Source organism: Mycobacterium sp. 3519A, assembly GCF_900240945.1.
GTDB lineage: Bacteria > Actinomycetota > Actinomycetes > Mycobacteriales > Mycobacteriaceae > Mycobacterium.
In genome coordinates this window covers 1397954-1423145 of sequence record NZ_OESG01000014.1, presented here as the reverse complement: position 1 = coordinate 1423145, position 25192 = coordinate 1397954, and the positions used below count along the sequence as shown (strand labels likewise).

The window sequence follows — 25192 nt, the reverse complement described above, 5'->3', positions numbered from 1 at the left end:
TCAAGACTCCAGGACGTCGTAGAGGTCGTAGTTCAGCGGCACGTCGAGCTGGTCGAAGGTGCAACTGGCAGGATCGCGGTCCGGCCGCCACCGGATGAACTTCACCGCATGCCGAAATCTTCTGCCGTGCAGAGTGTTTCCCTCCATCTGGTCGTAGGCCACTTCGCACACCTTCTCGGGGCGCACCGGGATCCACCGCTTGTCCGCCGCGGAATTCCAGCGACTGGGATCGCCCTCGCGCATCTCGTCACCCTCACGTAACGGCTCGAGTTCGGCCAGCAGCTTGAGCCGGTCCTTGGCGGTGAACGACGCGGCGCCGCCGACCATCTGGAGTTCACCGTCGTCGCGGTAGAGGCCGAGCAGGATCGAGCCGACGCCTTCGCCGCTCTTGTGGATGCGGTAACCCATCGCGACGCAATCGGCGTCGCGGGCGTGTTTGACCTTGACCATCTCCCGCTTGCCCGGCAGATACGGACCGTCCAACCGCTTGGCGATCACCCCGTCCAGGCCAGCGCCCTCGAAGGTGTCCAGCCATTGCGCGCCCTGCTCCGGATCCTCGGTGGTACGGGTGACGTGGCACCACTGCTTTTCGTGCACGGCGTCGGCCAGTGCCTGCCGCCGCACCCGGAAGGGTTCCTTCAGCAGCGACGTATCGCCGGTGGCCAGCGCGTCGAAACCGATGAAGTGTGCGGGCGTCTGTTCGGCGAGCATCTTGATCCGGCTCGCGGCCGGGTGGATGCGCTGTGACAGCGACTCCCAGTCCAGCCGGATGCGGCCGCCGATCTCGCGGGGCACCACCACCTCGCCGTCGAGCACGCAGCGCAGCGCGATCTCGTCGAGCAGCGCCTGTTCCAGCTCCGGGAAGTACCGGCCCAGTTCCTTGCCGTTGCGCGACTGGATGACGACCTTGTCGCCGTCGCGGAACACCAGCGCGCGAAACCCGTCCCACTTCGGTTCATAGGACCAGACCCCCGGCTCGGGTGGCACCTTGGCCTGGGCTTTGGCCAGCATCGGCTCCAACGGTGGCAACACGGGGAGGTCCACACAGTCCATACTCACGTAGACCGGTGACGCCGGGCAATGTCATCGCCCGCGGCCTAACCGGCGCGATTTTCCCCAATTTCCAAGTAGTGAGGTTGTGGGCGGAGATCGAATCCAAGTAGTCGACCCCGGGGTGGGTCTGCTGTCGACTGTCTGAGAATCGGAAAGTTCCTGGTGGCTTGCGATTCGGGGTTCGTGATATGGGCGTGTCAGTGCAGGGTATCGGTGGTTCACGGGCTGGCCGCCATGTCGACCGGGTGGGTGCGCTGGCGGTGGCGCTCGGCATCGGAACGGCGGTCGCTACCGGGCAGGGCATGGGGCTGACCCGAAACACAGGCCGCTGCGAGGACAATGGGTCCGTGCGCCTGCCCGTGATGCCGCCGGTGTCGCCCATGTTGGCCAAGCCGGTGCGGTCGATCCCTCCGGACGCGTCGTACGAACCGAAGTGGGACGGGTTCAGGACTATCTGCTTCCGCGACGGCGACGAGGTGGAACTGGGCAGCCGCAACGAACGGCCGATGACCCGGTATTTCCCGGAGTTGGTCGACGCCGTCCTCGCCGAGTTGCCGCCCCGCTGCGTCATCGACGGCGAGATCGTCATCGCCGGTGAGCGCGGCCTCGACTTCGAGGCCCTGCAGTTGCGGTTGCACCCGGCCGCGTCGCGGGTGCGCATGCTCGCCGAACAGACTCCCGCCGACTTCATCGCGTTCGACCTGCTCGCGCTCGGCGACGACGACTACACCGGCTTGCCGTTCAGCGAGCGGCGCGCCGCGCTGGTCGACGCGTTGGCCGGCGCCGGACCTTCCGTTCACCTGACGCCTGCGACCACCGATATGGCGACCGCGCAGCGCTGGTTCACCGAATTCGAGGGCGCCGGGCTGGACGGGCTGATCGCCAAACCGCTGACGTTGACCTATCAGCCCGACAAGCGGGTGATGTTCAAGGTCAAGCACGAGCGCACCGCCGACTGTGTGGTCGCCGGTTACCGGGTGCACAAGTCGGCCGACGACGCGATCGGCTCGCTGCTGCTGGGGCTGTACAAGGCCGACGGCGCGCTGGCCTCGATCGGGGTCATCGGCGCTCTCCCGATGGCCGAGCGGAAGCGGCTCTTCGCCGAGTTGCAGCCGCTCGTCACCACGTTCGACGCGCACCCGTGGAATTGGGCGGCCCACGTGGCGGCCCAGAGCACACCCCGGCGGTTCGAGGGGTCGCGGTGGAATGCGGGCAAGGACCTGTCGTTCGTCCCGCTGCGGCCCGAGCGCGTGGTCGAGGTGCGTTACGACTACATGGAAGGCGAAAGGTTCCGCCACACCGCGCAATTCAACCGGTGGCGGCCCGACCGCGATCCGGCGTCGTGCACGTTCGACCAGCTGGAGCGGCCGGTCCGCTTCAATCTCGGCGATATCGTGCCTGGCCTCGGCTGAGCGAGGATACTGCCACGATGGCGTTCACACATGTGATGGCCGCCGCCGTCGCCGTCACCTGCACCGCGGTCGGGCTGGCGAGCCCGGCGTTGGCGGACACCCAACTCGACGGCGACTACACCTTCCTGGACGGCCCGACCAGCACCACGTGGAGCATCACCACGCAGTGCAACGCCGCGCGCACGTGCGGCGGCACGATCTCGACGTCGAGGGGTTGGGTCGGAGCGATCAGCAGGGTGGACGGGGGACCGTGGACCGCGGAGCGGCGTGCGGTCGCCGACGCGTGGACCTGCCCGGACGGCAGCACCGGCCCAGCCGATCTGCTGTACTCGTTCGATCCGGAAAGCCTGGCAGGCACGGTCAGCCTGACGTCGAAGCCGGGAACGTGCAACGACCCCAACTCGCTGCAGGGCCAGCAGCCGGTCAATTTGCAGCCGGCCTGACTACGGCCCTTCGGTCGGCAGCAGCGGCCCCAACGGGCCCAGGTCGATGTTGAGGTCTTCCGGGGTCAAGTCGAAATGGTCGCGGAGTTCTGCCATTTTCTCTTCGAGCAGCATCAGCGTCGTCCCGACCCGCTCGATCTGTTCGTCGGTCAGTGCGCCTTCCTCGACGCGACGGATCGCCTGGCGCTCCATCAGTTGACGCAACAACTCCACGAGCGTCAACACCAGACTGACCAGGCCACGCTCGACACTTTCCGGATCTGAGTTGATTCGTTGCCGCGCTTGGCCTGTCATCGCTGCTCCTGTGACACCAACGAGCTGACCGATGAGATCAGCGTGCGCAGTGAGATCACCACCAAGTCCACGTCGGCGACGGACAGCACCACCTCACCGCTGATCACCACGCCGCCTGCCAGTACCCGGTCCAACAGATCGACCAGCGCGATGCGCCGATCCTGCTGCGCGGGAAGCACTTCGGTCATTGGGCTACCGGCTCGCCTGCGAACGAGTACGGCGGCCACGGTCCCGTCGTCTCCACCGTCAGCCAGTCGGTGGACATCGCCAGTGCCACCACGGTTTCGCGGAACAACCCGACGGCGTCGGAGTCGACGAGGTAGGTGCCGTTGAGCACGGTGAGCTCGTCCCTACCGGACAGGCTGCGATCCGGTGGTGGTTTGCGCTTGCCGTCGACGGCGTAGCGCACCAACGTGGTGTGGATGCGGTCCGCTTCGGCGGCGGCGGCCCGGCACGCCTCGTCGCGCGACGCCAACTCTTGCCGACGCCGCATCAAATAGGCTGTCCCCGTTCGCGTTCCGGTGTTCCGGTGTGCCGCGTCCTGGGACAACAGCCGCTTCGGATCGGCATAGATCTTGACGCCCACCTCGGCACACCCTGCCAATCGGCTCAATGTCGCCTCGAAAGCTGCACGGCGGTCGGTCAGCAGTTGGGCGACCCGGTCGTCGTCGAGATACACGGTGGCCATCCGCACCGGGATGACGGCCGCGGTCTGCGCTACCGCGGTTATCACCGCGTCGTGTGCGCGGGCCTTCTGCGCCACCCAGTCGAGGTCTTCCAGGTTGCGGCGCAACGCCTCCTCGCCGAACTCGTCGAGGCTGACAGCGCCGACGACGGCGGCAAGCGCGTCGGCCGTCACTTGACAGACCTGCTCCCCGGCAACGCCCCGCAGCCCAGTCAGCAGGTCGACCCCGCGGTCGTTGTGGGTGACCGCGTACACCCACACCGCGTCAGCGCTCATCGGTGTACTCCGTCGTTCGCGCCCTGACCGCGCGGCGCTGTCCGTTGCCCTGCTCTAAACGCTCGATCCGGGCACGCAACTGCTCGTTTTCGAGTTCGAGGTCCGTCTTCTTGCCGGTGAGCCAGGGGTCGTTCTCCCACCAGTCGATCCCGACTTCCCGTGCGGTGTCGAGGGAGGCGATCACGAGGCGCAGTTTGATGGTCAGCAGTTCGATGTCGAGCAGATTGACCTTGATGTCGCCCGCGATGACGATTCCCTTGTCCAGCACCCGTTCCAGAATGTCGGCGAGGTTGGCCGACTGCGGGCTCGAGACGCCGCTCGAGTAGCCGCCGCGGGGAACCAGGCTGTCGTCCCCGATCGTCACCTGCCCTCACCTCCCCTGGTCTGGCCCCGCAGGTAGCGCTGGGTTCTGCGGAACCCCAACAGTTCTCCCTCGGCATCCAGCTCGACCTCGTAGAGCGCGAGCACGTCCGACGACGAGGGGATCCGGCGGTCCTCGATCACCTCGAATTCCACCACCCAGCCGTCCTGGTCGGTCATTTCCACCGACGTCATCGCGGTGGGGTCCATGCCGTTCAGTTCGGTGATGTACTCCTTGGCCGCTTCCGCCGCATCCCGCGCGTTCAGCGGCGGTTGCTCGGCATGTCGTGTACGTTGGGCCATCGTCCTCACCCGTCCTCATCCGGTGCGTCGCGGGCCGAGACCGGCGAAATCCGCTCTGCCAGAATCTGTTCCTGCGCTTGACGCTCCTGTTCGGGAGTGATCTCGCCGCGTCGCCGGGCCTCTTCGAGTTCCTCCAGTTGGCGCCGGGTGCGTGCGGGATTGTGTAACTCCTGGTTGACCTGCCGCTCGATCAGTTCGCCGAGGGCCACGACTCCGCGCACCGGCGCCAGCGGCCAGGTGAACAGCGACGAGAAGATCCCCATCTCAGCCCACCGGTTTGCGTGTGACGACGAAGTCGTACGCCGCCAGTGGCCCCATCAGCTGAAGTTCCACTCTGCCGCCCCAGGTTTCGGCGAGTTCGTCGACCCTGTCCTGCAGCTGGTCTTGGGCTTCGACCTCCGCGAGCAAGGCGACGTTCACGGCGTCGAGCTCGTGCGTGGGCTGTCGCACGTTGACCTGCTTGGCCAGACCTTCGAGCGCCTCGATGGCCGCATCGGTATCTGCGGCCCGCTTCGCGTCGAGGGCTTTGACGACAATCTCACCAAGTGTCATCCGCGCCTGCCGGGACGCGTCTTCGGACATGCCCGCCATCTGTTCGCGAAGCTGTTGCGCTTCCGCACTTTCCGCGATCACCTCACGCAGGATGGTGTCCTCGTCATAGCGGCCCTTCACGATGTATTCGGCGTGGCCCTCCAGGGCGTGCAGAGCCTCGGCGAATTCGTCGTGGTTCTGTCTGAGGAGTTCGTCGGCGACAGACTCCTCATCGGCCATCACTGCGCCGAATCGCATAGGGAGCACCGGCGCCACCGACGCCGTACCGTCGAGCAGCCGGGCATGAGCCTGTAGGCATTCCGGTTTGCCCAGCGGCTTGTCGGTGGAGACACGGCTGACCAATGCGGCGATGTCGCCCTCGCGAATCACCTCGACCGCCGCGGGCGGATCGCCGACGCCTTCCGCATGTTCTTCGACCTCCACGTCCGCGGGCACGATCCCGTACACGTAGATGCCGGTCGCCTTGTCGGCCATGATCACTCCTCCCCCCGGCGTGCGCGGCGCGGCGCCCGCTCCCGCTGCGATTCCTTCGCGTCGCCGAGAAGGTCACCGAGCTTCTCGCCCGCGGCTTCCAGAGCACCCTTCGCCTTGTGCTTCGCGCCGCCTTCGGTCACCTCGCCGACCAGATCGGTGAGGCCTGCCTTCGAGTCCTGCTTTGAGATGTCGAGCCGATTCACCGCTTCGGCGAACCGCAGATACGTGTCGACGCTGGCGACCACGACGCGTGCGTCGATGGTCAGGATCTCGATGCCGACCAGCGAAACCCGGACATAGGCGTCGATGACCAGGCCCTTGTCGAGGATGGTGTCGATGACGTCGGCCAGGCTGCTCGAACTCGGTCCGCCGCCGACGTCGCCGCCGCCCGCGGGCTGAATTGCCGTGGTCATGACCGGGCCGCCTTCCTGGCCGGTGCGCGTCGCGTTGTTCGGGACCTGGACCGGGTCGGTTTGGCCTCGCCGGACTTGCTGCGGGCTGCGGCCTTCTGCGGCCTGCGCTTGGGCTGCTCGTCGTCGGAGACAACCTCGCCGTCGCGGATCTCACCCTGCCACCCTTCGAGTTCGTCCGCGTGCAAGACGGTGTCCGTCATTACCTTGCGTTGAAAGTGCTTGAGTTCCAACCGGACTCGTCGCCCCTGCGCTCGCCAGAGATTCCCGGTTTTCTCGAAGAGGCCCTGGGGGTGGTATTCGAGCACGACCACAACGCGGGTCAGGTCCGGTGCCAGCTCGTGGAACGTGATCGCACCGTCGACATATCCCTTGTCGCCCTTGGATTTCCACACGATCCTGTCGTTGGGAACCTGTTCGACGATCGTTGACTCCCATGACCGGTGGGACAGGAACACCTGTGCTTTCCACCGCAGCTTCTCGTCAGAGATCTGCTCGACCTGTTCGACCTTCTTCATGAACTTCGGGAATTCGGCGAACTGTGTCCACTGCCGGTAGGCCACATCGATCGGAACCCCGACGTCGATCTCCTCGACGATGTTGGTGACCTTGATCTTGCCGCCGCCGCCCTTGCCGCCTTTGCCTCCGAGCGCGCCGGCAACCGAGTCCTTCAACCCCTTGACGGAGTCCTTGACCTTGCCCGTCGCACCGCCGAGACCCGCGCGCACGGCCGTTTTGACCGGCGAGGACAAACTGTCGACCCCGGTTACCGCGGAGAGCAAACCCCCAGCGCCACCGCCGTTCTGGGCGAAATCGCTGAGCCGGCCGGAGGCTCCGGTGAGCCGCTCGGAAAGCGAGCCCACTGCCCGGTCGGTCATCGATCCGGCCAGTCGCTGAATCGAATCCTGCAAGGGGCTGGACCCATTCGACGACGACTTCGGCGTCGCCTTCTGTTGTCGCGTACCTGCTGCCTGCTTGGCCATTTCGATCACCTGCCTCGGCGCACCGGAGCACGCGTGGTAGTCGTGGCGGCCCGCCCTCGGCGGGTCGGCGCCTTGGATGCCTGTCCGTCACCGGCCGCACTCCTGCGGCGGGTTGACGCACGCGGCGCCGACGCCTTCCGCGACGCCCGCCTGCGGACAGGTTCGGGCTCGTCGTCGAAATCGGCGTCCTCGTCTTGTTCGTCGTCGACGTCCTCGTCGGCCTCGTCCTCGAGGTCGTCTTCGTCGACGTCCAACGGTTCGTCGTCATAGCTGTCTTCGTCGTCGGCGTCCTCGTCCTCGAGGTCCTCTTCGTCGACGTCCAACGGTTCGTCGTCGTAGCTGTCTTCGTCGTATTCGTCGTCACGGCGCCGCCGACCGCGTCCCGTGACCCCGGATGTCAGGCCGCTGACGGCCGAACCCGCTGTGCGACCGACCTCCTCCGTAGGCACGACACCCTGCAGTCGATCGTTGAGGGCGTCTACACGGTTGGTCGCCGCAGCCACGGCGGCCGCCTTGGCGGCGGTCAACACCTCACCACGCAACTGGTCGGTCAGATCGCGCAGTTGGTCGGTGGCACCGAGAGTCTTCAGTCCTTGGCCGAGAAGTTCGGCCGACCTGGCCGGGAATTTCCCGGTGACTCCGGCCGCCGCCAACATCATGGCGATCCGCATTTTCCTCGTCCGGCCGAGTAGGTAGCCCGCCCCTACGGCGAGCGCGACCTTTGCTCCGTTCGACACGATGCCGCTCCCTTCCATCCTTCTCACGACCATTACGTCCGGCGCGGACCTGCGGATCCCCCTTGGATCCCGCCGCGGCCGCAGCCGATGTATGACCCCTGCTCTACCCCACCCCGCAGGTTCCTAATCGCACAAAAACCACAGGTAAATATGTGTTTCTTCGTTCACGTAAGTTTTTGCAAACTAGCCGTCGTAGCTACTTGTCCGTATGTGCTGTGCGTCACACCCGTATCGCGACACGCTTGCCTTCGCTTGGCTAATTAGACTGCTGAAGCGTCTGCGCTACGCGGTCGTTAAAATTCGCCAGAATTGCATCAGGCGACACGCTTGCGAAGCTTGCGGCCCTTCTTCTTCGCCGTCTTCGTGATCTCGTCGACGGGATGCGCCAGCGAGCGCGGCAGCATCAATTGCACGGCCCTGGTGAACAGTCGCCGCGCCAGGCCCAGTAGTGGGACGCCCAGCGGAAGCAGGATCACGGTCACGCACAGGACCACGCCGAGCAGTCCGAAAACCGCCGCGACGATCCAGAGCAGCGCGCCGAGCAGCCCTCGCAGCAGCCGCATTTCAGCCGCCGATGTGCATCATGTCGCCGGCCAGGCTGAACAGCCGCGACCCGAGTTTCATCACCGGGATACCGAGCGGAATCAGAAGCACCGTCACGCACAGGACAGCGCCCACCAGCCACACCACCGCCGCGACCACGCCGAGGACGACGCCGAGGACCGCACCGAGAATTCCGAGAACCACACCGAGCAGGCGATTGAGAACACCCACGATGACCCTCCTTACCTACTGAGGATCGAGAACCAGATAACGACGGGCTACCCGGCCGCCGGTTCAATTAACCCTGCCGTCGATTCCTGTGATCGTCGGCAGCGCTCTTCAACCGAATACGCGACACTGATGCGCAATGAGCTTCTCGAACATCATGGACTCCAACGCCTACCGCGGCGGCGACGATCAGGACCCGTTGATCGCCGCGCGTGAGCGGGTGCTCGGCCCTGCGAATCGGCTGTTCTACGACAGGCCGGTGCACCTGGTCCGTGGGCAGGGCAGCCACGTGTTCGACGCCGACGGCGTGCGCTACCTCGATGCGTACAACAACGTGGTCAGCGTCGGGCACGGTCATCCGCATGTGGTCGACGCGGTCGCACGTCAGATGTCGGCACTCAACACGCACAGCCGCTATCTGCACCGCGGGATCGTCGACTATTCCGAGCGGCTGTTGCGCACGCTGCCGAACGGGGTCAGCCAGGTGATGTACGCGTGCACCGGATCCGAGGTCAACGATCTCGCGCTGCGGGTCGCCGAGATGTTCACCGAGGCGAAGGGGGTGATCGTGACCCGCGACGCGTATCACGGCAACACCGCTGCGGTGATGGCGATTTCACCGTCGCTCGGTGATGCGACCACGTTGGGTCCTCACGTGCGCACGGTATCGCCGCCCGACAGCTATCGCAGCGCCGACGCCGCCGAACGTTTCGCCACCGAAGTGGAATCCGCCACAGACGACCTGTCCCGCAACGGTATTCGGCTGAGCTGCCTTGTCGTCGACTCGATGTTCTCCTCCGACGGCATCTATCCCGACCCCTCGGTGTTGGCGCCCGCCGTGGACATCGTGCACCGGCACGGCGGCGTGTTCATCGCCGACGAGGTGCAGGCCGGGTTCGCGCGCACAGGCGACGCGATGTGGGGATTCAGCAGGCACGGCGTCGTCCCCGACATCGTCACGATGGCCAAACCGATGGGCAACGGGATACCCGTCGCGGCGATGGCGGCCAGCGACCACGTGCTGTGGCCGTTCGCGACGAGGGTGCCGTACTTCAACACCTTCGGCGGCAATCCCGTGTCGATCGCCGCCGCGGCCGCGGTGCTCGATGTGATCGAGGACGACGGGTTGTTGGCCAACGCCGCGACCATGGGCCAGACAATGCGGACCGAACTGTCACGTATCGCCGCGAACCACCCACGTATCGGTGACGTGCGCGGCGCCGGCTTGTACATCGGCGTGGAGATCGTCACCGACACCGAATCCAAGGCACCGGACAGGGCGGGCGCCAGAGCGCTGGTCAACGCCATGCGGGAGCGGCACGTGCTGATAAGTGTCTGTGGACACGATGGCAATGTGCTGAAAATCCGTCCGCCGCTGGTGTTCTCCGAGGCCGACGTCGACTGGTTCTGCACCGAATTCGCCGCCGCCGTGGCGGTTTAGCGACCCGGTTGACCGGGCACGCGTCTGGTATGTCAGTGACAGCATTCAAGGACCTCCCGCTCGCTGATCGGGGCCGGGAGTGGGACGGTGACGCCGCAGAGAAGCGGGTCCGCAAGTGGGCGGGCGCCGAAGAGGAGCCCAACGAGAAGTACCGAGACGCGCACGTCTGGTACGACAACGACAAGAAGACGAATTTCACCGCCTACAAGCTGCTGATCGCCGATGTGGTCGGCGGCAAGCTCGAGGTGGTGCCGCGCGGTGTGATGGCGGCGGGGGCGATCATGGACGGTGCCCGCGGCGGTGTCGACCTGCCCAAGGACGACGTGGACCGGGTCAAGAGCCACCTCGCCAAGTACTACAAGAAAATGGGCGAAACGGCGCCCTGGGAGCGCTAGCCGGTCTGCGCGTAGCGGTGCACCAGGCCTGAGGCCACCGCGTACCGCGGCCCGTGCCTGCCGTCGATGTCGGCCCTGCCGACCGCGATCGGAATCGTGCGCAGCGATTCGGCCACCGTACGGAGCAGTTCGTCGTCGAGCGCGCCGCCGCCGGCCAGCACCAGCGCCCTCGGTGGATCGTCGAAGGCCCGCAGACAGCGAGCGATGTTGGCGGCCACCGTTTCCTGTTTGATGGCCAGCCGCAGACTTCGCCACTCCTCAGCCGCCAGCCTGCTGGAGAACGGGACCAGACCGGCGCTTCCGCGGGTGCACAGCCAGCCGATCGCGTCGGCGCCGGCCGGCTGGTCGAGGAAGATGCGGCGGCCGTCCTCCTCGTGCGCGATGTGCGGATTCTCCACGCGCAGTGCGGGTGTGCGCTTCACCCGCTCCGCGAGTGCCCGCGGAATACCGAGCACCCGGGACACCGCGACGGTGATCGTCTCACCTGCGCCCGCCGCGATCACGGTATGGTGCGCACCCACCACATCGATGGTGCCGCCGCCGATGTCGCACACGATCGAGTCGGGCGGCAGGCCTGGCGTCGTATGGGCTCCGCACGCCGACGCCTCCGGTTCGCTGGCGATCGTGTCGGCGGGCCTTCCGGTCAACTCCGTCAGGGTCGCCGCCGCGTCCGAAACATGTTCGGCGGCAAGGAGTGCGACGACCGTTCCGCGGGCGTCGACGACACCACGGCGCAGCCACGCACCGTTGTCGACCGACGACAGGTCGGTGAAGAACGCGTCGTCGACCGCCAGTCCCTGTTCGGCTGTCGGGATCGCCGCGATGCGCACCGCCACCACGTTCCCCGGTGAGCTGAGCCGCAGCACACTGTGCGCCTGCGACGGGGTGTACCTGGTCACCCCGCCGTCGACCCGGCAGTCGACGTAGTCGCCGTCCGGCGCGGGAGCCACATACGCGCGCGTACGTCGGGTCACGGCGATAGCCGGTGAATCCGCCAATTCCCTTGTGAATTCCGCGACGTCGTGAATCTCGTCGTCGGTCAACTGCAATGCGGCCGTCAACGCGATCGGGTCAGCCAAGGCCCGGTATGCCCGGCCCTGTTCGACCACCTCCACCGCCACCAGCACACCGGTGTCCAGGCCGTCGAGGTCGACCTCGTCGACCACCGGAACGTCGATCGGGATCCGGTTGCGGATCAACACAGCGTCGTCCTGCGCGGCGATCACGCCGATGATCTGCCATCCGCGGCCGACGGCATCGGTGATCTGTGCAGCCGCCACTTCGAAATCGGTCAGCGCATCCACCGAAACGATCACCGGCCCGCCGATGCCCTCGCCGGTCAGTTCGGCGAGCGGGACGTGGCGGCCGACCGCCGATCCCGTCCCCGCCGGGGTCCGGGCGTCCGGCTTGCGCAGACTGCGTACCGGCGAACGCGGCGACGAGGCAGGGGGCAGCGGCGCTGTCGAGGTGTCCACCGGGCGCAGGGTGGCGAGCAGGAGTCGTTCGACCGTCACGCCGGCATCGATTTCCAACTTGTGCAGCAGTGCCGCGGCACCTTCCAGCGACTCTCGCGAGCCCTTGCGGCCGCGTGTCGGCGCCTGCCCGTGCGTGATCGTCTCGACCGTGCCGTCGCCGACGCGGGCCATCACGATCTCGGTGGTGTGGTTGCCGACGTCGATTCCGGCGACGATCAACGCAGCAGACCTCGCCGCGCATACACCGCAGCGGCGTGCCGCACGAGTTCCGCGCACCGCGCCGCGCCGCGCGCCTCGAGCGAGGCCCGCAACGACTCGAGTTCCTCGGCCGTGGAGCGGTGTGGGCGCAGCGCCTCGTAGAGGCCCATCACCTCTTCACCGTCGAGGGTGGCCAATTCAGCTGCGCGCAGGAAGTTCTCGGCCAGTTGCGGATTGCCGCCCGCCCTCGCCACGTCGGCCTGGTGCGCCAGCGTCGCGGGCTCCATCCGTAGGTCCGACAGCTGCAGTTTGCCGTCGACGGCGGCCTGCACCGTGAACTTGTCGGCACTCATCTCCGCGTCGCCTTCACCGTGAGCGGCGGCTGTCCTGGTTCACACAGCTCGCGCTCCAGCGCCACGAGCGCGACGGTGCGAGCCTGGTAGCGCGCCGAGATCGATTCGTCGGTGCCGCCGCTGAGAATCGGGATGGGTGTCATGCCCTTCGCGTGTCTGCCCGCGTTCTTGCCGAGTTCGCGGTACATCTTCGCGGTCAAAAGCGGTGCGACACTGAACAGTTCGAGGTTGGCCAGCGGCGTCAGATCACGGCGATGGATCAGCGCGGTTCCCTTGCCCTGCAGCCCGATTCCGATTCCCGAGCCCGACAGCCGGGCAGCGGTGAGTCCGATCAGGCCGACGTCGATCGTCGACCTGACCCGGACCAGGCGCGGCACACAGCCTTCCTCTTCAAGTCCTGCCTCGATCTGGCGCAGCACCTCGCCGATCGGCAGACCACACAGCGTCAGCCACACGGTGCGGGCGAACGCGGGCGACAAGCCGATGCACACCTCGCGGGGATCGCTGCCCTGCTGCGCGGGCTCGACCGTGGTGACCGAGAGGTGATCGCGGTGCTCGTCCTGATCGGCGGTCAGTTCGCGCACGGTGCGCGCCTGCCGGATGTCGTCGATCTCGGCACGCCGCTGCGGCGACGGTGCGTATCCGGTGCCTGGCCCGGCGTAGTCGTTGGGGTCGGTGAGTTTCGACAGCACCCGGAAGTTCTCGTCGAAGATCGCCGAGGTCTGCAGTTGATCACCGCGCAGTCGTTCGCGGGTGAGCCGCATGATCGATTCGGCTTCATCGTCGAAGCCGGTCCGCTTCAGCGATGCGATCACGTCGAACACCGTCAGTTGCTTGGCCTCGATGGCCGCGGCGGCCTCTGCCACCATCTTCGGGTAACCCGGTGACAGGTCACGAGAATCGTTGGCCACCACCACTTCGTCGATGCGCGCGTCGTCGTAGTCGGCGAGTCCGAGGTCGCGGTACACCGCCTGGACCGCGGTCGCCGCGCGCCGGCGGACTTGCGCGAGGTGTTCTGCAGGCACGGTGCGCAGTCCGCCGTCGGCGGCCCAATCACGTTGCAGCACAAGGAAGTCGTCCATGTCGTCGGCGTTGAAGTTCGACAATGCGAACGCGTTGTCGTAGCGCGGAATCGAACCGAAGCCGGAGAAGATGAAGTCGGCACCGGCGAGCAGGACGGGCAGCGTGTGTGCGCTTCGCCGGATGTCGGACTCGGAGATCAGATTGTCGTTGCCCGCGCAGGACTCCAGGTCGCGCAGCATCACCATCAGGTTCTCGGCAAGCAGTTCCTTCATGCCTTCGGGCACCGACGACACCACGCCGACACCGTCGATGCCGCCGTTCTGCACACCTTGCGACCCCAACGCGCGCGCCAGCGAAACACACCGCGACTCCAGGTACAGGATCGAGCACTTCTCCGCCGCACCCATCAGCACCTCGGCACCGCCGCCGCTGGTGACCCGCATCTTCAGTCCCCGGGATGCGTAGGCGGAGGTCAGCAACGCCTTCGAGAACGGGGTGTCGTCGCCGTCGACGAACACCTGCTCGGTGCCGTAGATGGAGATGGTCTCGGCGTAACTGGTCAGGCCGCGCAGCCCCAGCCTCAACTCCAGCGCCTCTTCGATGGAACACTGCGCCATCGCCCCTGGTATGCCCACCTGGCTGCCGATGAGCAACGCCACCGCGTTGGACGGGGCGTCGCCGAGCACCGGCACCGTCGTCTCGACCTCGCGGAAGCCGTACGCGACGGCGCTGGCCGCGTCGGCGGCGATAAGCAGTGGATCGTCCAGTTGGTTCGTCACATGCGCCTGATTGCTCGGCGTCCTTCTGGCGCGCATCTTGCTCATCGCCATCTGCATCTCGACGGGGCTGAGCAGCGCGACGACCCGCGCCAGCTTGGCGGGTGTGGTGCCGCCGATCAACCGCACCACCTCGGCCCGCGGCACGTTGATGTCGACCGTCATCCGGGCCAGCACCGCATCGTCGAGCGCCATCGCCTCTGCGGCCGCGTCGAGATCCAGCCCGTAGTGCGCGATGAACTCGTCGATGACGTCGAAATCCCGCGCCTGCTTGCCGTCCAACTCGACGACCACGCCGTCGCGGACCACCAGCGACGGCTCGGGGTCGTACGGACTGCGCATGGCGACCAGTCCGAGCTCCGGGTTGGCAACCGAAAACCCGTCCAGATTCACCGGTTTCGCGTCGAGGACGCGCATCCGTTTGAGTTCGGAATCACTCACGCCCACAGCAGCCGGATCTCCTACTCGCGAACTTCCGTCTCGTCGTAGACGATCCGGCCGATCAGCTCAAAGCGACGAGGATCACGGTACTTGAAGTAGATCGCCAGTGCGGCGCCGAAGACGAACAACCCGACCACGATCCAGGGGGTCATCTTGAACAGCAGCGTGCCTGCCGCATCACCTGCCGCCGCCTCCTTGTGCTGCCACAGCAGACCCACGACGCACAGCATGCCGATGCCACCGAGCAATGGCGAAATCAAGGTCCGGAACCAGTGCTTGCTGACCGGGTGGTTCTTGCGCAGGTGGAAGTAGCTGATCACGGCGAACGCGCACAACGCCTGCACGATCAGGATCGCCATCGTGCCGAGGATCGCCAGCAGCGTGTACATGTGCACGTACGGATCCTTGCCTGCGGCCAGGAACGCCAGGATGATCACCAGCGTCACACCGGTCTGCACGAACGACGCGATGTGCGGTGACCCGTGCTTGGCGTGTGTCGCACCCAGCGTCTTCTGCAGGCGCGACGAAAGACCTTCGCGGCCCAGCGCATACAGGTAGCGCGAAGCGCAGTTGTGAAACGCCATGCCGCAGGCGAAGGAGCCTGTGCACAACAGGATGTTGAACATCGTCACAGCCCACTCGCCGTAGTACTGGCGGACCGGGCCGAAGAAGATGTCGCCTGCGGTGTTGGCGTCCTGCGCCAGGTCGATCGCGTGCTGCGGACCGGTGCCCGCCACCGCCATCCACGAGACGAACACGTAGAACAGGCCGATGCCGACGACGCTGGCGATGGTGGCGATCGGGATGATCTTCTTCGGGTTGCGCGACTCCTCGCCGTACATCGCGGTCGACTCGAAGCCCACCCAGGACCAGAACGCGAAGAACAACCCGAGGCCCGCGCTGGCGCCGACGACACCCGACGCGCCCTGGAACGCCCCAACGGGGTTGATGGTCTGGCTGGCCGCAAAGCCGTCGGGCCCGCCACCGTGGACCAACACCGCCAGCGCACCCAGTGACAGCATGACGATCTCGGTGATCAGGAACACGCCGAGCACCTTGGCGGCGATGTTGATGTCGTAGAACGCCAGCACCGAGTTCAGCACCAGCATGAGCAGGGCCGGGAGGATCCAGTGAATGTGCACGCCGAACAGGGACTGCATCAGGTTCTGGAAGAAGAACGAGAAGATCCCGATCAGTGAGCCTTCGAAGACGACGTAGGCCATCGTGATCAACACGCCGCTGGCCATGCCGACGATGCGGCCCAACCCGTGGGCGATGTATCCGTAGAACGCGCCGGTCGCGGTGAGGTGTTTGGCCATGGTGGCGTAGCCGATGGCGAACAGCGAAAGGACAATGGTCGCGACGAGGTAACCCGCGGGCGCGTGCGAACCATTTCCGAAACCCACGGCGATCGGGACGTTGCCGACCATTGCGGTGATGGGCGCGGCCGTGGCCACCGCCATGAACATCACGCCGACGATCCCGACGGCGTTCGGTTTCAGCCGCTGAACCCCGTTTGTTTTCTCGTTTTCGTCGCGGACTACTACCTGGTCGGTCATATGGACAGCCTTCCGAGCGGTCGACGGACAATTCGGTGTGGCCCACGCCACAACGCGAACCCTAGGAGTTTGGCACTACCAATTAGCGTTTGGCAAGACCCTGTCGAACCATTGACATAAATGGTCCATCCTTTTTATGGTGGGGGCTGCCTCAACTCCGGGGAGGAGCCGCATGTACGACTACGGCGCGTTCTCGTTCGACTCCAAGGCCCAGGTCTTGGACCAGGCCAAGCAGTTCTGGAATCCGGGCAAGACGCAGTTCTGGATCGACGAAGGCGTCGACCTGGTGATCGACCGCCGCGACGGCTACTACCTGTGGGACATGAGCGGCCGTCGGCTGATCGACATGCACCTCAACGGCGGCACCTACAACCTCGGCCACCGCAATCCCGAAGTCGTACAAGCGATTACCGAGGCCACCGAGTACTTCGATGTCGGCAACCACCACTTCCCCGCGGTGGCGCGGACCGCGTTGGCGCAGCGGTTGGTGGCATCGGCGCCCGCGTCGATCACCAAGGTGGCGTTCGGATCCGGCGGCGGCGAGGCCATCGACATCGCGATCAAGAGCGCACGGCATGCCACCAAACGCCGCAAGATCGTGTCGATCGTCAAGGCCTACCACGGCCACACCGGATTGGCCGTGGCCACCGGCGACGACCGGTTCGCCAAGATCTTCCTGTCCGACCAACCCGAGCTGTTCATCCAGGTGCCGTTCGGCGACACCGACGCGATGGCGCAGGCCCTGTCCGGCAACGACGTCGCCGCGGTCATCATGGAGACCATCCCCGCCACATACGGATTCCCGCTGCCCCCACCGGGATACCTCGAGGCGGTCAAGGACCTGACCGAGGCGCACGGCGCGCTCTACATCGCCGACGAGGTGCAGACCGGGTTGATGCGAACCGGCGAGATGTGGGCCATCACCAAACACGGCATCGAGCCGGACATCATCGTCACCGGCAAGGGACTGTCCGGCGGCATGTACCCGATCACGGCGGCGATGCTCAGCGACCGTGCGGCGCGATGGCTCGACGAGGACGGGTTCGCCCACATCTCGACGTTCGGCGGCGCGGAACTCGGGTGTGTCGCGGGCGTCAAGACCCTGGAGATCACCAGCAGGCCCGAGGTCCGGTCGATGGTGCACTACATCGCCGACCTGTTCGCCGCGGGACTGCGCCGCATCCAGGCCGACAACCCCGACTGGTTCGTCGGGATCCGGCAGAACGGTGTGGTGATCGGCTTGGAGTTCGACCACCCCGAGGGCGCCAAGTTCGTGATGCGGGAGCTCTACGAGAACGGGGTCTGGGCGATCTTCTCGACGCTGGATCCCCGTGTGCTGCAGTTCAAACCGGGCATTCTGCTGGGCCGCGACCTGTGCGAGGACGTGCTCGACCGACTCGACGTCGCCGTGCGCTGCGCCCGCAAGGCCGTGACGGAGAGGCGGGAGCCGTGACCACGATTGCGCATGCCGGCCATCTGCTCGAACGCGCCCGCTGGGCGGCCCGCGCATACGCCGACTACGACCAGGCCGCGGTCGCCGCGATCGTCACCGCCGTCGCCGACGCGGGTTACGCCGAGGCCGATCGGTTGGCGGAGGCCGCCGTAGCCGAGACGGAGATGGGCGTCGTCGCGCACAAGGTGATCAAGAACCGCGCGTGTTCACGGGGCATCGTCGAGCACTACCGCGGCGAGGATCTGATCACCCCGCGTATCGACACCGCACGCAAGATCGTCGAGATACCGCGCCCTGCCGGGGTGGTGCTGGCCATCACGCCGACGACCAATCCTGTTGCCACCGTGTACTTCAACGTCATTCTCGCGCTGATGACCCGCAACGCGGTCGTGGTCGCGCCGCATCCGCGGGCCAAGCAGTGTTCGGCCGAGGCCGCCCGGATACTTGCCGAGGCCGCCGTCAGGGCGGGCGCACCCGACGGCATCGTGCAGGTGGTGGCGGAGCCCTCCATCCCGTTGGCCGAGGCGTTGATGGCCGACGAACGCACCGATGTCATCGTCGCGACCGGCGGAACCGGAGTCGTCCGGGCCGCGTATTCGTCGGGCAATCCGGCGCTCGGCGTCGGACCGGGCAACGTCCCGGTCTTCGTCGACGCCAGCGCGGACGTCACCGCCGCGGCCCGCCGGATCGTCGACAGCAAGGCGTTCGACAACTCGGTGTTGTGCACCAACGAATCCGTGCTCATCGCCGAGGAGGCCATCGCCGACAAACTGCGTTCGGCGCTCACCCGCACCGGGGCGCACATCCTCGATCCCGCCGACGCGCAGCGGTTGCGCGAGTTCATGTACCCGTTCGGGCACCTCAACACCGATGTTGTCGGCCGGGACGCGGCCTGGATCGCCGGACAGGCGGGCATCCGCGTTACCCCGAAAACCCGCGTGTTGATCGCGCCGTTCGATCGCGTTCTCGGCGAGGAACCATTCACCCACGAGAAGCTGTCCCCGGTGCTCGGCATGACGACGGTCGCCGACACCGACCGCGGCATCCGGGCGGCGCGGGCCGTGGCGCGGATCGGCGGTGCCGGGCACTCGGCCGCCATCCACAGCGAAAACCCGACGGTGATAACCGAATTCGCGACACAGGTGCCGGTGTTGCGGGTCTCGGTGAATGTCGGCAACAGCACCGGCAGCTCCGGATTGGACACCAACCTGGCACCGTCCATGACGCTCGGCACCGGGTTCGTCGGGCGCAGCGGGCTCGGCGAGAACCTGCAGCCGCACAACCTGATGAACTGGACCCGGATCGCCTACCCCAGCGACGCCGGAGCGAACATGCCGAACTTCGCGGGGATCACCCCGTGGCGTGCGCCGGCGGGCCAGGTGCCTGCCTACCCGCGCGCCTCCAACGACCGCGACCTGCCCACTGAACCTCAGCCGCGTCGTAATGGCAGGCCGTCCGAACCCAGCCTGGACGCGCTGCGGGCTGAACTACGTCAACTCGTTGTCGAAGAACTCGCACAACTCATCAAGAGGTGAGCCGTGGCTGAACTACGTTCCTTTATCTTCATCGACCGCCTGCAGCCGCAGACGATGTCGTACCTGGGCACCTGGATCAAGGGCGCTCTGCCGCGAGCCGATGTCGCGGCCCAGATCATCGAGGTGGCACCGGGATTGGACATCGAGGGTGTCACCGACGTCGCCCTCAAACACGCCGACGTGAAAGCCGGAGTCCTGGTGGTGGAGCGGCAATTCGGCTATCTCGAGTTCCACGGTGAAACCGGCGCCGTCAAGGCCGCAGCCGATGCGGCGCTGCAGGAACTCGGCAAGGACGCCGGCTCCGCGGTCCGGCCCACCATCCTGGCCGCACGGATCATCTCCAGCGTCGACCAGCAGCACGCATTCCTGATCAACCGCAACAAGATCGGGTCGATGGTGCTGCCGGGCGAGTCGCTGTTCGTGCTCGAGGTGCAGCCCGCGTCGTACGCGATCCTGGCCACCAACGAGGCCGAGAAGGCCGCCGAGATCAAGGTCGTCGACTACCGGATGATCGGCGCGACCGGCCGGGTCTATCTGGCGGGCACCGAAGCCGACGTCCGGCAGGCCGCCGACGCCGCACAGGATGCACTGGCACGGAGCGCCACGTGACACTGGAAGGTGCCGACCTGCGCGCCCTGGTCCGGGAGGTGGTGCGCGACGCGGTCGCGGACCTGGTCCCGCCACCAACGACGCCCAGCCACAACGGGTTTGCGCCGACCGGTCCGCTGGCCGCCGACGAGAAGTCGCGTGTCGACACCGTGCGCATCGGCACCGACGCCGACCTCGACGCGTTCGTACGGCACCTGCTTCGGCTGTTCGAGAATCCGAAGACGCGCGCCGACCTGCGCCACGGCCGGTTGAGCTTCCGCCTGGCGGGCGCCTCGTCGGGTGCACAGGCTGCGGCGCACCGGATCGAACGGGGCGCCGTGACCGAGCGTCAGATCGTCGACATCGCCGCGTCCGGCGGCGCCCTGGTCCTCGGACCCAAGGCGGTGCTCACTCCGCTGGCCCGGGAGAAGGCGCGCGTGCTGGGCGTCTCGATTCAGAAGGAGCGGAAGTGATTACAGGAAAGGTCACCGGCCAGGTCTGGTCCACGCGTCGCATCGAGGGACTGCCCGCGGGCGCGTTCCTCGAGGTCGAGACCGACGGGTCGGCTTCGCGCTTGATCGCGTTCGACGTCCTCGGCAGCGGGGTGGGCGAGCGTGTGCTGGTCGCCCAGGGGTCGGTCGCCTCGAATTGGTTCACCGGCACCCCGCCTCCGGTCGACGCACTCATCATCGGGTCCATCGACCCACAGATCCAGAAGTAACGAGTGAACAAGGAGAAACACCATGCCCAGCAACGCGATTGGAATGATCGAGACCAAGGGATACGTCGCAGCGCTGGCCGCTGCCGATGCCATGGTCAAGGCGGCGAACGTCACCATCACCGACCGGCAGCAGGTCGGCGACGGACTGGTCGCCGTCATCGTCACCGGTGAGGTGGGCGCCGTGAAGGCCGCCACCGAGGCGGGCGCCGAATCGGCCGCACAGGTCGGCGAACTGATCAGCGTGCACGTGATCCCGCGCCCACACAACGAACTGGGTGCTCATTTCGCCGTCGCCGCGCAGTAGTTCGTCATGGCCGCGACGACAACCCCGGCGCGCACCGACATCCGCGTCTACCTCCTCGTCGAGGACCTGCAGCGGCAGTTCGCCGCCTACCTGGGCACACCGACGCGCGCCAGGGGATACCCGCCGTACGAAGGTGAGCACGCGCTGATCGTCGAGGTGTCACCGGCGCTGGCGATCGAGCGGGTGATCGACCTCGCCCTGCGCGATGTGCCCGGTGTGCAGGTGGGGATCCTCTACGTCGAGCGGCAATTCGGCGTCCTGGAGGTGCACTCCGCCGACCTGGCCGAGGTACGCCGCGCCGGCGAGGCGATCCTGCAGGGCACCGGCGCGCGGGCCGCCGACCAGCTGCGCCCGCAGGTGCTGTTCCACGACATCATCGAGGACATCACCGATCAGCACGCGGTGATCCTCAACCGCAACCGCCAGGCGTCGATGATCCTGCCGGGGCAGGCGCTGCTGGTGTACGAGATGACCCCGGCGCTGTTCGCCGCCGTCGCCGCCAACGAAGCCGAGCGCGCCGCGCCGGAGCTCACTATCGTCGACGTACAAATGATCGGAGCTGCCGGCAGGCTGTACATCGGCGGCAGCACCAAGGACGTCACCGCGGCGAGGGACCGGATCTCGGCGGTGCTGGCCGGAATCGAGGGACGCGACCACTGATGGTGAACTCCAATGGCGTGATCGCCGACGATCGCGCCGTCGCAGAACGCGCGCTCGCCGAGTACGGGCTTGCGCAGAACTCCACGTTGCAACTGCTGAACCTGTCCGAGAACGCCACGTACGCGGTCGAAGACACCACCACCGGGGAGCGGTCGATCCTGCGGGTGCACCGCGAGAACTACCACCTGCCGCACCAGATCGAATCGGAGCTCGACTGGCTCGAGGCGCTGCGGCGCGACAGCGACATCACTGTGCCTGCGGTGCTGCCCGCCACCGACGGCAGGCGCGTGGTGAGTGTCAACGTCAACGGAACAGACCGCCATGTCGTGCATTTCGCCATGGTCGCGGGTGCCGAGCCCGACGAGCAGACGGTGACCGTCGGCGACTTTTTCACCCTTGGGCAGATCACCGCGGCGTTACACGAGCATTCGCACGCGTGGCAGCGTCCCGCCGCGTTCAGCCGGTTCTCCTGGGACTGGGCGCACAGCCTTGGTGCCGAGGGCCGTTGGGGACGATGGCAGGATGCCGACGGGGTGGGCGACGCCGAGCACCGGCTGTTGAGCCGTGCCGAGCAGCTGTTGCGCGAGCGGCTCGGACAGTACGGCTCGGGGCCGGACCGGTGCGGGCTGATCCACGCCGACCTGCGGCTGGCCAACCTCCTCGTCGACGGCTCTACCATCACGGTCATCGACTTCGACGACTGCGGATTCGGTTGGTTCTTCTACGATTTCGGCACCGCAGTGTCGTTCATCGAAGACGATCCCGCGTTGCCAGAATGGCAGGACTCCTGGATCGCGGGCTACCGCAGCCGCAGGCCGCTCGCCCCCGACGACGAGGACATGTTGTCGTCGTTCGTGTTTCTGCGCAGGCTGATGCTGCTGGCGTGGATGGGCACGCATAGCCATTCCAAGGAATCCCGCACCAAGGCAATCAATTACGCGCACGGCAGCTGCGTGCTGGCCGAGCGCTATCTCAGTTCACACGGCCGCCGCCTGGCCTGACGTAAGGAGACAGATGTTCACCTCGCTCGACGGCCGGTCGGCCATCGTCACCGGCGCAAGTAAGGGAATCGGCCGCGGCATCGCCGAAACCTTCGCCGCCGCAGGCGTCAACGTGCTGCTGACGGCGCGCAGCCAGGCTGACCTCGACGCGGCGGTGGCAGCACTTGCCGACCAGCCCGGTCGAGTGAGCGCGCTGGCGGTCGACGTGACGAAACCCGAAGACTGCCGCCGCGCAGTGGACACCGCCGTCGAACAGTTCGGGGGTGTGGACATCGTCTGCGCCAACGCGGGCATCTTCCCGTCGGGCAAGCTGGAGGACCTGACGCCGGAGGACATCGACGAGGTATTGTCGGTGAACTTCAAGGGCACCGTCTTCATCATCCAGGCCGCGCTGGGCGCCCTGACCGCCAGCGGACACGGCCGCGTCGTCATCACATCGTCGATCACCGGTCCGATCACCGGCTACCCCGGCTGGTCACACTACGGGGCGAGCAAGGCCGCCCAGTTGGGTTTTTTGCGGACCGCGGCGATGGAACTCGCGCCCAAGCAGATCACCATCAACGCGGTGCTGCCGGGCAACATCATCACCGAGGGCCTGATCGAAATGGGCCAGGAATACATGGACCAAATGGCCGCTTCGATCCCTGCGGCGCGGTTGGGCAGCGTCGCTGACATCGGTAATGCCGCGCTGTTCTTCGCCACCGACGAAGCGGGCTACATCACGGGTCAGACGCTGGTGGTGGATGGTGGTCAGATACTTCCCGAATCGAGTCAGGCGCTCGCTGAGGCGTAGCTCGTCCGCTAGAATTGGTTAGACCAAATCAGCGGAAGGATTACCGGTGCCGACGCCAAGCGAGGATCTGCGGCGCCGCATCGTCGCCGACATCAATGCGGGTGAGCCGGGCGCCAAGCTCGGCAGCGAACGCGAGTTGGCCGAGCACTACAAGACCAGCCGCTCGAGCCTGCGCCAAGTGCTCGCGGCGCTGGAGGAGGCCGGCCTGGTGCACCGGGCCATCGGCCGGTCGGGCGGCATCTTCATCAGCCACGCACAGGTGCAGCGCAGCCTGTCGGACGTCGTCGGAGTGCCCGCCTTCCTCGCCAATCAGGGTTATGTCGCAGGCACACGGGTGATCTCGACGCGGATCACCTCGCCGGACCGAACCACACAGAAGGCGCTGCGCGTCGGCGCAGGCGCTTTCGTCGTCGAAATCCAGCGGGTCCGACTCGCCGACGGCTCACCGATCTCGCTGGAACTCGCGCAGTTTCCCGCCGACGCGTTCCCCGGCTTGCTCGAACAACAACTCGGCGGCTCGATCTACGAAGTGCTGGAATCCCACTACGGTCTGGTGACGGCGCGCGCCGAGGAGCGCATCGAAGCGGTCAACGCCACGCAGGCGGAGGCCTCGCTGCTCGGCATCAAACCGAAATCGGCGCTGTTGCTGATCACCCGGATCACCTACGACCAGCACGACACACCGTGCGAATACTCCCGCGACCTGTTCCGCGGCGACCGCACCCGGTTGGCGGTCACCGTGCAGGGCCACGGCGGGGGCGTGCAGTCAGGTGCCGGCACCGCATCGGTGACCCTTCAGAAGCAGGAAGCGCGGACCAAGGCAAGCTGACGGCATGGCACCTGGAGCAGGCCGCTTCGCGCCAAGCCCGTCGGCTGATCTGCACATCGGCAATCTGCGCACGGCAGTGTTGGCGTGGCTGTTCGCGCGCTCGACCGGGCGTCGGTTCCTGATGCGCATCGAGGACCTCGACGACCGCACCCACACCGATATCGCCAACCGCCAACTCGACGACCTGGCGGCACTGGGACTGACGTGGGACGAGCCGCCCGAGTGGCAGAGCGGGCATCCGCAACGCTACGACGCGGTGGTCGACGACCTCGCCCGCCGCGGATTGCTCTATGAATGCTATTGCACCAGAAGGGATATCGCACAGGCGCCGCGAGCGCCGCACGCGCCGCAGGGGGCCTATCCCGGTACCTGCCGGGACTTGACCGATGCCGAGCGGGAGGTCCGGCGCCGCGAGACGGGACGGCCACCGGCGCTGCGATTGCGTACCGACACCTTCGTGCACACGGTGCACGACGTGCTGCACGGCGAGTACACCGGAATCGTCGACGACTTCGTGGTGCGCCGCGGTGACGGTGTCGCCGCGTACAACCTCGCGGTGGTGGTCGACGACGCTGCGCAGGGCGTCGACCAGGTGGTGCGCGGCGACGACCTGCTGCCGTCCTCGCCGCGGCAGGCCTACCTGGCCAACCTGCTCGGCTATCCGGAGCCGACATACGCGCACGTCGCTCTGGTGCTCAACGAGGACGGCGCACGGTTGGCCAAACGCGACGGCGCGGTGACGCTGGCCGAGATCGGGGTGCAGCGGGCGCTGACGCAGATCGCGGAGTCGCTCGGCTACACCGCAAACACCGTGGCCGACATGCTTGTCGAGTTCGCGCCTGCCGTGCCGCCCCGCGAGCCGTGGATATATCGGCCCGCTTGAGCAGAAACCTT

Annotated in this window: 32 protein-coding genes; 15 read left to right on the top strand and 17 right to left on the bottom strand. The window is 66.6% G+C overall.

The genetic code is table 11. The annotated features are described in order from the left end of the window. Entirely contained in the window at positions 1 to 1053 is a 1053-nt protein-coding gene (locus C1A30_RS27850) for an ATP-dependent DNA ligase (protein ID WP_200828445.1), read from the bottom strand. 347 nt (positions 1054 to 1400) lie between these two features. Between C1A30_RS27850 and C1A30_RS27845 the strand changes: the two genes are divergently transcribed. After that, positions 1401 to 2465, top strand: coding sequence for an ATP-dependent DNA ligase (locus tag C1A30_RS27845; protein ID WP_101952926.1), 1065 nt, complete (start codon positions 1401 to 1403; stop codon positions 2463 to 2465). A gap of 17 nt (positions 2466 to 2482) precedes the next feature. Next, complete coding sequence (locus C1A30_RS27840; protein ID WP_101951494.1) at positions 2483 to 2908, top strand: hypothetical protein; 426 nt, start codon at positions 2483 to 2485, stop codon at positions 2906 to 2908. On the opposite strand, the gene C1A30_RS27835 is transcribed toward C1A30_RS27840, so the two are convergent. From C1A30_RS27835 to C1A30_RS27780, 12 genes are all read right to left on the bottom strand, one after another. Beyond that, on the bottom strand, positions 2909 to 3202 hold the full coding sequence (locus C1A30_RS27835) for a gas vesicle protein K (protein ID WP_101951493.1): 294 nt from the start codon (positions 3200 to 3202) through the stop codon (positions 2909 to 2911). After that, a complete protein-coding gene (locus tag C1A30_RS27830; RefSeq protein WP_101951492.1) occupies positions 3199 to 3390 on the bottom strand; it encodes a gas vesicle protein in 192 nt (63 codons plus the stop codon). The genes C1A30_RS27835 and C1A30_RS27830 overlap by 4 nt, the downstream gene beginning before the upstream one ends. Beyond that, a complete protein-coding gene (locus C1A30_RS27825) occupies positions 3387 to 4163 on the bottom strand; it encodes a GvpL/GvpF family gas vesicle protein (protein ID WP_101951491.1) in 777 nt (258 codons plus the stop codon). Before C1A30_RS27825 ends, C1A30_RS27830 begins: the two co-directional genes overlap by 4 nt. After that, the gene (locus C1A30_RS27820; protein ID WP_235010383.1) at positions 4153 to 4521 is read right to left on the bottom strand and encodes a gas vesicle protein; all 369 of its coding nucleotides are present in this window, start codon (positions 4519 to 4521) and stop codon (positions 4153 to 4155) included. The genes C1A30_RS27825 and C1A30_RS27820 overlap by 11 nt, the downstream gene beginning before the upstream one ends. Before the next feature lie 2 nt (positions 4522 to 4523). Beyond that, positions 4524 to 4826 carry a gas vesicle protein GvpO gene (gvpO, locus tag C1A30_RS27815; protein WP_101952925.1) on the bottom strand — a complete coding sequence of 101 codons (303 nt, stop codon included), beginning with the start codon at positions 4824 to 4826 and terminating at the stop codon, positions 4524 to 4526. A gap of 5 nt (positions 4827 to 4831) precedes the next feature. Continuing rightward, on the bottom strand, positions 4832 to 5089 hold the full coding sequence (locus C1A30_RS27810; RefSeq protein ID WP_101951489.1) for a gas vesicle protein GvpG: 258 nt from the start codon (positions 5087 to 5089) through the stop codon (positions 4832 to 4834). Position 5090: 1 nt separating this feature from the next. Beyond that, complete coding sequence (locus C1A30_RS27805; protein WP_101951488.1) at positions 5091 to 5852, bottom strand: GvpL/GvpF family gas vesicle protein; 762 nt, start codon at positions 5850 to 5852, stop codon at positions 5091 to 5093. 2 nt (positions 5853 to 5854) lie between these two features. Then, complete coding sequence (gvpJ, locus tag C1A30_RS27800; protein ID WP_101951487.1) at positions 5855 to 6265, bottom strand: gas vesicle protein GvpJ; 411 nt, start codon at positions 6263 to 6265, stop codon at positions 5855 to 5857. Continuing rightward, positions 6262 to 7245: an SRPBCC family protein gene (locus C1A30_RS27795; RefSeq protein ID WP_101951486.1), complete on the bottom strand. Its 984-nt coding sequence runs from the start codon at positions 7243 to 7245 to the stop codon at positions 6262 to 6264. The genes gvpJ and C1A30_RS27795 overlap by 4 nt, the downstream gene beginning before the upstream one ends. Before the next feature lie 5 nt (positions 7246 to 7250). Continuing rightward, positions 7251 to 7982 (bottom strand): hypothetical protein, encoded by a 732-nt coding sequence (locus C1A30_RS35690; protein WP_160112804.1) that lies wholly within the window; start codon positions 7980 to 7982, stop codon positions 7251 to 7253. 314 nt (positions 7983 to 8296) lie between these two features. Beyond that, on the bottom strand, positions 8297 to 8545 hold the full coding sequence (locus tag C1A30_RS27785; protein WP_101951485.1) for a hypothetical protein: 249 nt from the start codon (positions 8543 to 8545) through the stop codon (positions 8297 to 8299). A 1-nt stretch (position 8546) separates the two neighbouring features. Beyond that, on the bottom strand, positions 8547 to 8756 hold the full coding sequence (locus tag C1A30_RS27780; protein ID WP_101951484.1) for a hypothetical protein: 210 nt from the start codon (positions 8754 to 8756) through the stop codon (positions 8547 to 8549). A gap of 136 nt (positions 8757 to 8892) precedes the next feature. Here C1A30_RS27780 and C1A30_RS27775 point away from each other — a divergent pair, with 136 nt between their 5' ends. Together C1A30_RS27775 and C1A30_RS27770 are read left to right on the top strand one after the other, a co-directional pair. Further along, entirely contained in the window at positions 8893 to 10194 is a 1302-nt protein-coding gene (locus C1A30_RS27775) for an aspartate aminotransferase family protein (RefSeq protein ID WP_101951483.1), read from the top strand. Positions 10195 to 10223: 29 nt separating this feature from the next. Then, positions 10224 to 10589 (top strand): hypothetical protein, encoded by a 366-nt coding sequence (locus C1A30_RS27770; protein ID WP_067796732.1) that lies wholly within the window; start codon positions 10224 to 10226, stop codon positions 10587 to 10589. Here C1A30_RS27770 and C1A30_RS27765 read toward each other — a convergent pair. Genes C1A30_RS27765 through C1A30_RS27750 form a run of 4 tightly spaced genes read right to left on the bottom strand, consistent with a single transcriptional unit; the run spans position 10586 to position 16414 of the window. After that, complete coding sequence (locus C1A30_RS27765) at positions 10586 to 12235, bottom strand: diol dehydratase reactivase ATPase-like domain-containing protein (RefSeq protein WP_101952924.1); 1650 nt, start codon at positions 12233 to 12235, stop codon at positions 10586 to 10588. The two genes, C1A30_RS27770 and C1A30_RS27765, sit on opposite strands and share 4 nt — an antisense overlap. A gap of 44 nt (positions 12236 to 12279) precedes the next feature. Further along, positions 12280 to 12615, bottom strand: a complete 336-nt coding sequence (locus C1A30_RS27760) for a diol dehydratase small subunit (protein WP_067796727.1) — start codon at positions 12613 to 12615, stop codon at positions 12280 to 12282. Then, on the bottom strand, positions 12612 to 14831 hold the full coding sequence (locus tag C1A30_RS27755) for a propanediol/glycerol family dehydratase large subunit (protein WP_101952923.1): 2220 nt from the start codon (positions 14829 to 14831) through the stop codon (positions 12612 to 12614). Before C1A30_RS27755 ends, C1A30_RS27760 begins: the two co-directional genes overlap by 4 nt. 44 nt (positions 14832 to 14875) lie before the next feature. Next, the gene (locus tag C1A30_RS27750; RefSeq protein ID WP_101951482.1) at positions 14876 to 16414 is read right to left on the bottom strand and encodes an APC family permease; all 1539 of its coding nucleotides are present in this window, start codon (positions 16412 to 16414) and stop codon (positions 14876 to 14878) included. A 172-nt stretch (positions 16415 to 16586) separates the two neighbouring features. On the opposite strand from C1A30_RS27750, the gene C1A30_RS27745 reads away from it, so the two are divergent. Genes C1A30_RS27745 through gluQRS form a run of 11 tightly spaced genes read left to right on the top strand, consistent with a single transcriptional unit; the run spans position 16587 to position 25181 of the window. Next, positions 16587 to 17867: an aspartate aminotransferase family protein gene (locus tag C1A30_RS27745; protein ID WP_101951481.1), complete on the top strand. Its 1281-nt coding sequence runs from the start codon at positions 16587 to 16589 to the stop codon at positions 17865 to 17867. Continuing rightward, entirely contained in the window at positions 17864 to 19402 is a 1539-nt protein-coding gene (locus C1A30_RS27740) for an aldehyde dehydrogenase family protein (RefSeq protein ID WP_101951480.1), read from the top strand. The genes C1A30_RS27745 and C1A30_RS27740 overlap by 4 nt, the downstream gene beginning before the upstream one ends. 3 nt (positions 19403 to 19405) lie before the next feature. Further along, the gene (locus tag C1A30_RS27735) at positions 19406 to 20011 is read left to right on the top strand and encodes a BMC domain-containing protein (RefSeq protein WP_101951479.1); all 606 of its coding nucleotides are present in this window, start codon (positions 19406 to 19408) and stop codon (positions 20009 to 20011) included. Then, positions 20008 to 20463 (top strand): hypothetical protein, encoded by a 456-nt coding sequence (locus tag C1A30_RS27730; protein ID WP_101951478.1) that lies wholly within the window; start codon positions 20008 to 20010, stop codon positions 20461 to 20463. The genes C1A30_RS27735 and C1A30_RS27730 overlap by 4 nt, the downstream gene beginning before the upstream one ends. Further along, positions 20460 to 20711 carry a EutN/CcmL family microcompartment protein gene (locus tag C1A30_RS27725; protein WP_101951477.1) on the top strand — a complete coding sequence of 84 codons (252 nt, stop codon included), beginning with the start codon at positions 20460 to 20462 and terminating at the stop codon, positions 20709 to 20711. The genes C1A30_RS27730 and C1A30_RS27725 overlap by 4 nt, the downstream gene beginning before the upstream one ends. 22 nt (positions 20712 to 20733) lie before the next feature. Continuing rightward, positions 20734 to 21015 carry a BMC domain-containing protein gene (locus C1A30_RS27720; protein ID WP_101951476.1) on the top strand — a complete coding sequence of 94 codons (282 nt, stop codon included), beginning with the start codon at positions 20734 to 20736 and terminating at the stop codon, positions 21013 to 21015. Positions 21016 to 21021: 6 nt separating this feature from the next. Further along, positions 21022 to 21675 carry a microcompartment protein gene (locus C1A30_RS27715; protein WP_067796702.1) on the top strand — a complete coding sequence of 218 codons (654 nt, stop codon included), beginning with the start codon at positions 21022 to 21024 and terminating at the stop codon, positions 21673 to 21675. Beyond that, positions 21675 to 22676, top strand: coding sequence for a phosphotransferase enzyme family protein (locus C1A30_RS27710; protein ID WP_101951475.1), 1002 nt, complete (start codon positions 21675 to 21677; stop codon positions 22674 to 22676). Before C1A30_RS27715 ends, C1A30_RS27710 begins: the two co-directional genes overlap by 1 nt. Positions 22677 to 22689: 13 nt before the next feature. After that, positions 22690 to 23469, top strand: coding sequence for a 3-oxoacyl-ACP reductase FabG (fabG, locus tag C1A30_RS27705; RefSeq protein ID WP_101951474.1), 780 nt, complete (start codon positions 22690 to 22692; stop codon positions 23467 to 23469). 46 nt (positions 23470 to 23515) lie between these two features. After that, a complete protein-coding gene (locus C1A30_RS27700) occupies positions 23516 to 24298 on the top strand; it encodes a GntR family transcriptional regulator (RefSeq protein ID WP_101951473.1) in 783 nt (260 codons plus the stop codon). A gap of 4 nt (positions 24299 to 24302) precedes the next feature. Beyond that, positions 24303 to 25181 carry a tRNA glutamyl-Q(34) synthetase GluQRS gene (gene gluQRS, locus C1A30_RS27695; protein WP_101951472.1) on the top strand — a complete coding sequence of 293 codons (879 nt, stop codon included), beginning with the start codon at positions 24303 to 24305 and terminating at the stop codon, positions 25179 to 25181. Positions 25182 to 25192: the final 11 nt, after the last annotated feature.

Coding starts and splice junctions, on each gene's coding strand:
- C1A30_RS27850 (WP_200828445.1), bottom strand. CDS start 1,053: ATGGACTGTGTGGACCTCCCCGTGTTGCCACCGTTGGAGCCGATGCTG.
- C1A30_RS27840 (WP_101951494.1), top strand. CDS start 2,483: ATGGCGTTCACACATGTGATGGCCGCCGCCGTCGCCGTCACCTGCACC.
- C1A30_RS27745 (WP_101951481.1), top strand. CDS start 16,587: ATGTACGACTACGGCGCGTTCTCGTTCGACTCCAAGGCCCAGGTCTTG.
- C1A30_RS27710 (WP_101951475.1), top strand. CDS start 21,675: ATGGTGAACTCCAATGGCGTGATCGCCGACGATCGCGCCGTCGCAGAA.
- C1A30_RS27760 (WP_067796727.1), bottom strand. CDS start 12,615: ATGAGTGCCGACAAGTTCACGGTGCAGGCCGCCGTCGACGGCAAACTG.
- C1A30_RS27785 (WP_101951485.1), bottom strand. CDS start 8,545: ATGCGGCTGCTGCGAGGGCTGCTCGGCGCGCTGCTCTGGATCGTCGCG.
- C1A30_RS27825 (WP_101951491.1), bottom strand. CDS start 4,163: ATGAGCGCTGACGCGGTGTGGGTGTACGCGGTCACCCACAACGACCGC.
- C1A30_RS27715 (WP_067796702.1), top strand. CDS start 21,022: ATGGCCGCGACGACAACCCCGGCGCGCACCGACATCCGCGTCTACCTC.
- C1A30_RS27750 (WP_101951482.1), bottom strand. CDS start 16,414: ATGACCGACCAGGTAGTAGTCCGCGACGAAAACGAGAAAACAAACGGG.
- C1A30_RS27720 (WP_101951476.1), top strand. CDS start 20,734: ATGCCCAGCAACGCGATTGGAATGATCGAGACCAAGGGATACGTCGCA.
- C1A30_RS27830 (WP_101951492.1), bottom strand. CDS start 3,390: ATGACCGAAGTGCTTCCCGCGCAGCAGGATCGGCGCATCGCGCTGGTC.
- gluQRS (WP_101951472.1), top strand. CDS start 24,303: ATGGCACCTGGAGCAGGCCGCTTCGCGCCAAGCCCGTCGGCTGATCTG.
- gvpO (WP_101952925.1), bottom strand. CDS start 4,826: ATGGCCCAACGTACACGACATGCCGAGCAACCGCCGCTGAACGCGCGG.
- gvpJ (WP_101951487.1), bottom strand. CDS start 6,265: ATGACCACGGCAATTCAGCCCGCGGGCGGCGGCGACGTCGGCGGCGGA.
- C1A30_RS27805 (WP_101951488.1), bottom strand. CDS start 5,852: ATGGCCGACAAGGCGACCGGCATCTACGTGTACGGGATCGTGCCCGCG.
- C1A30_RS27775 (WP_101951483.1), top strand. CDS start 8,893: ATGAGCTTCTCGAACATCATGGACTCCAACGCCTACCGCGGCGGCGAC.
- C1A30_RS27770 (WP_067796732.1), top strand. CDS start 10,224: ATGTCAGTGACAGCATTCAAGGACCTCCCGCTCGCTGATCGGGGCCGG.
- fabG (WP_101951474.1), top strand. CDS start 22,690: ATGTTCACCTCGCTCGACGGCCGGTCGGCCATCGTCACCGGCGCAAGT.
- C1A30_RS27755 (WP_101952923.1), bottom strand. CDS start 14,831: ATGCGCGTCCTCGACGCGAAACCGGTGAATCTGGACGGGTTTTCGGTT.
- C1A30_RS27765 (WP_101952924.1), bottom strand. CDS start 12,235: ATGGCCCGCGTCGGCGACGGCACGGTCGAGACGATCACGCACGGGCAG.
- C1A30_RS27795 (WP_101951486.1), bottom strand. CDS start 7,245: ATGGCCAAGCAGGCAGCAGGTACGCGACAACAGAAGGCGACGCCGAAG.
- C1A30_RS27835 (WP_101951493.1), bottom strand. CDS start 3,202: ATGACAGGCCAAGCGCGGCAACGAATCAACTCAGATCCGGAAAGTGTC.
- C1A30_RS27810 (WP_101951489.1), bottom strand. CDS start 5,089: ATGGGGATCTTCTCGTCGCTGTTCACCTGGCCGCTGGCGCCGGTGCGC.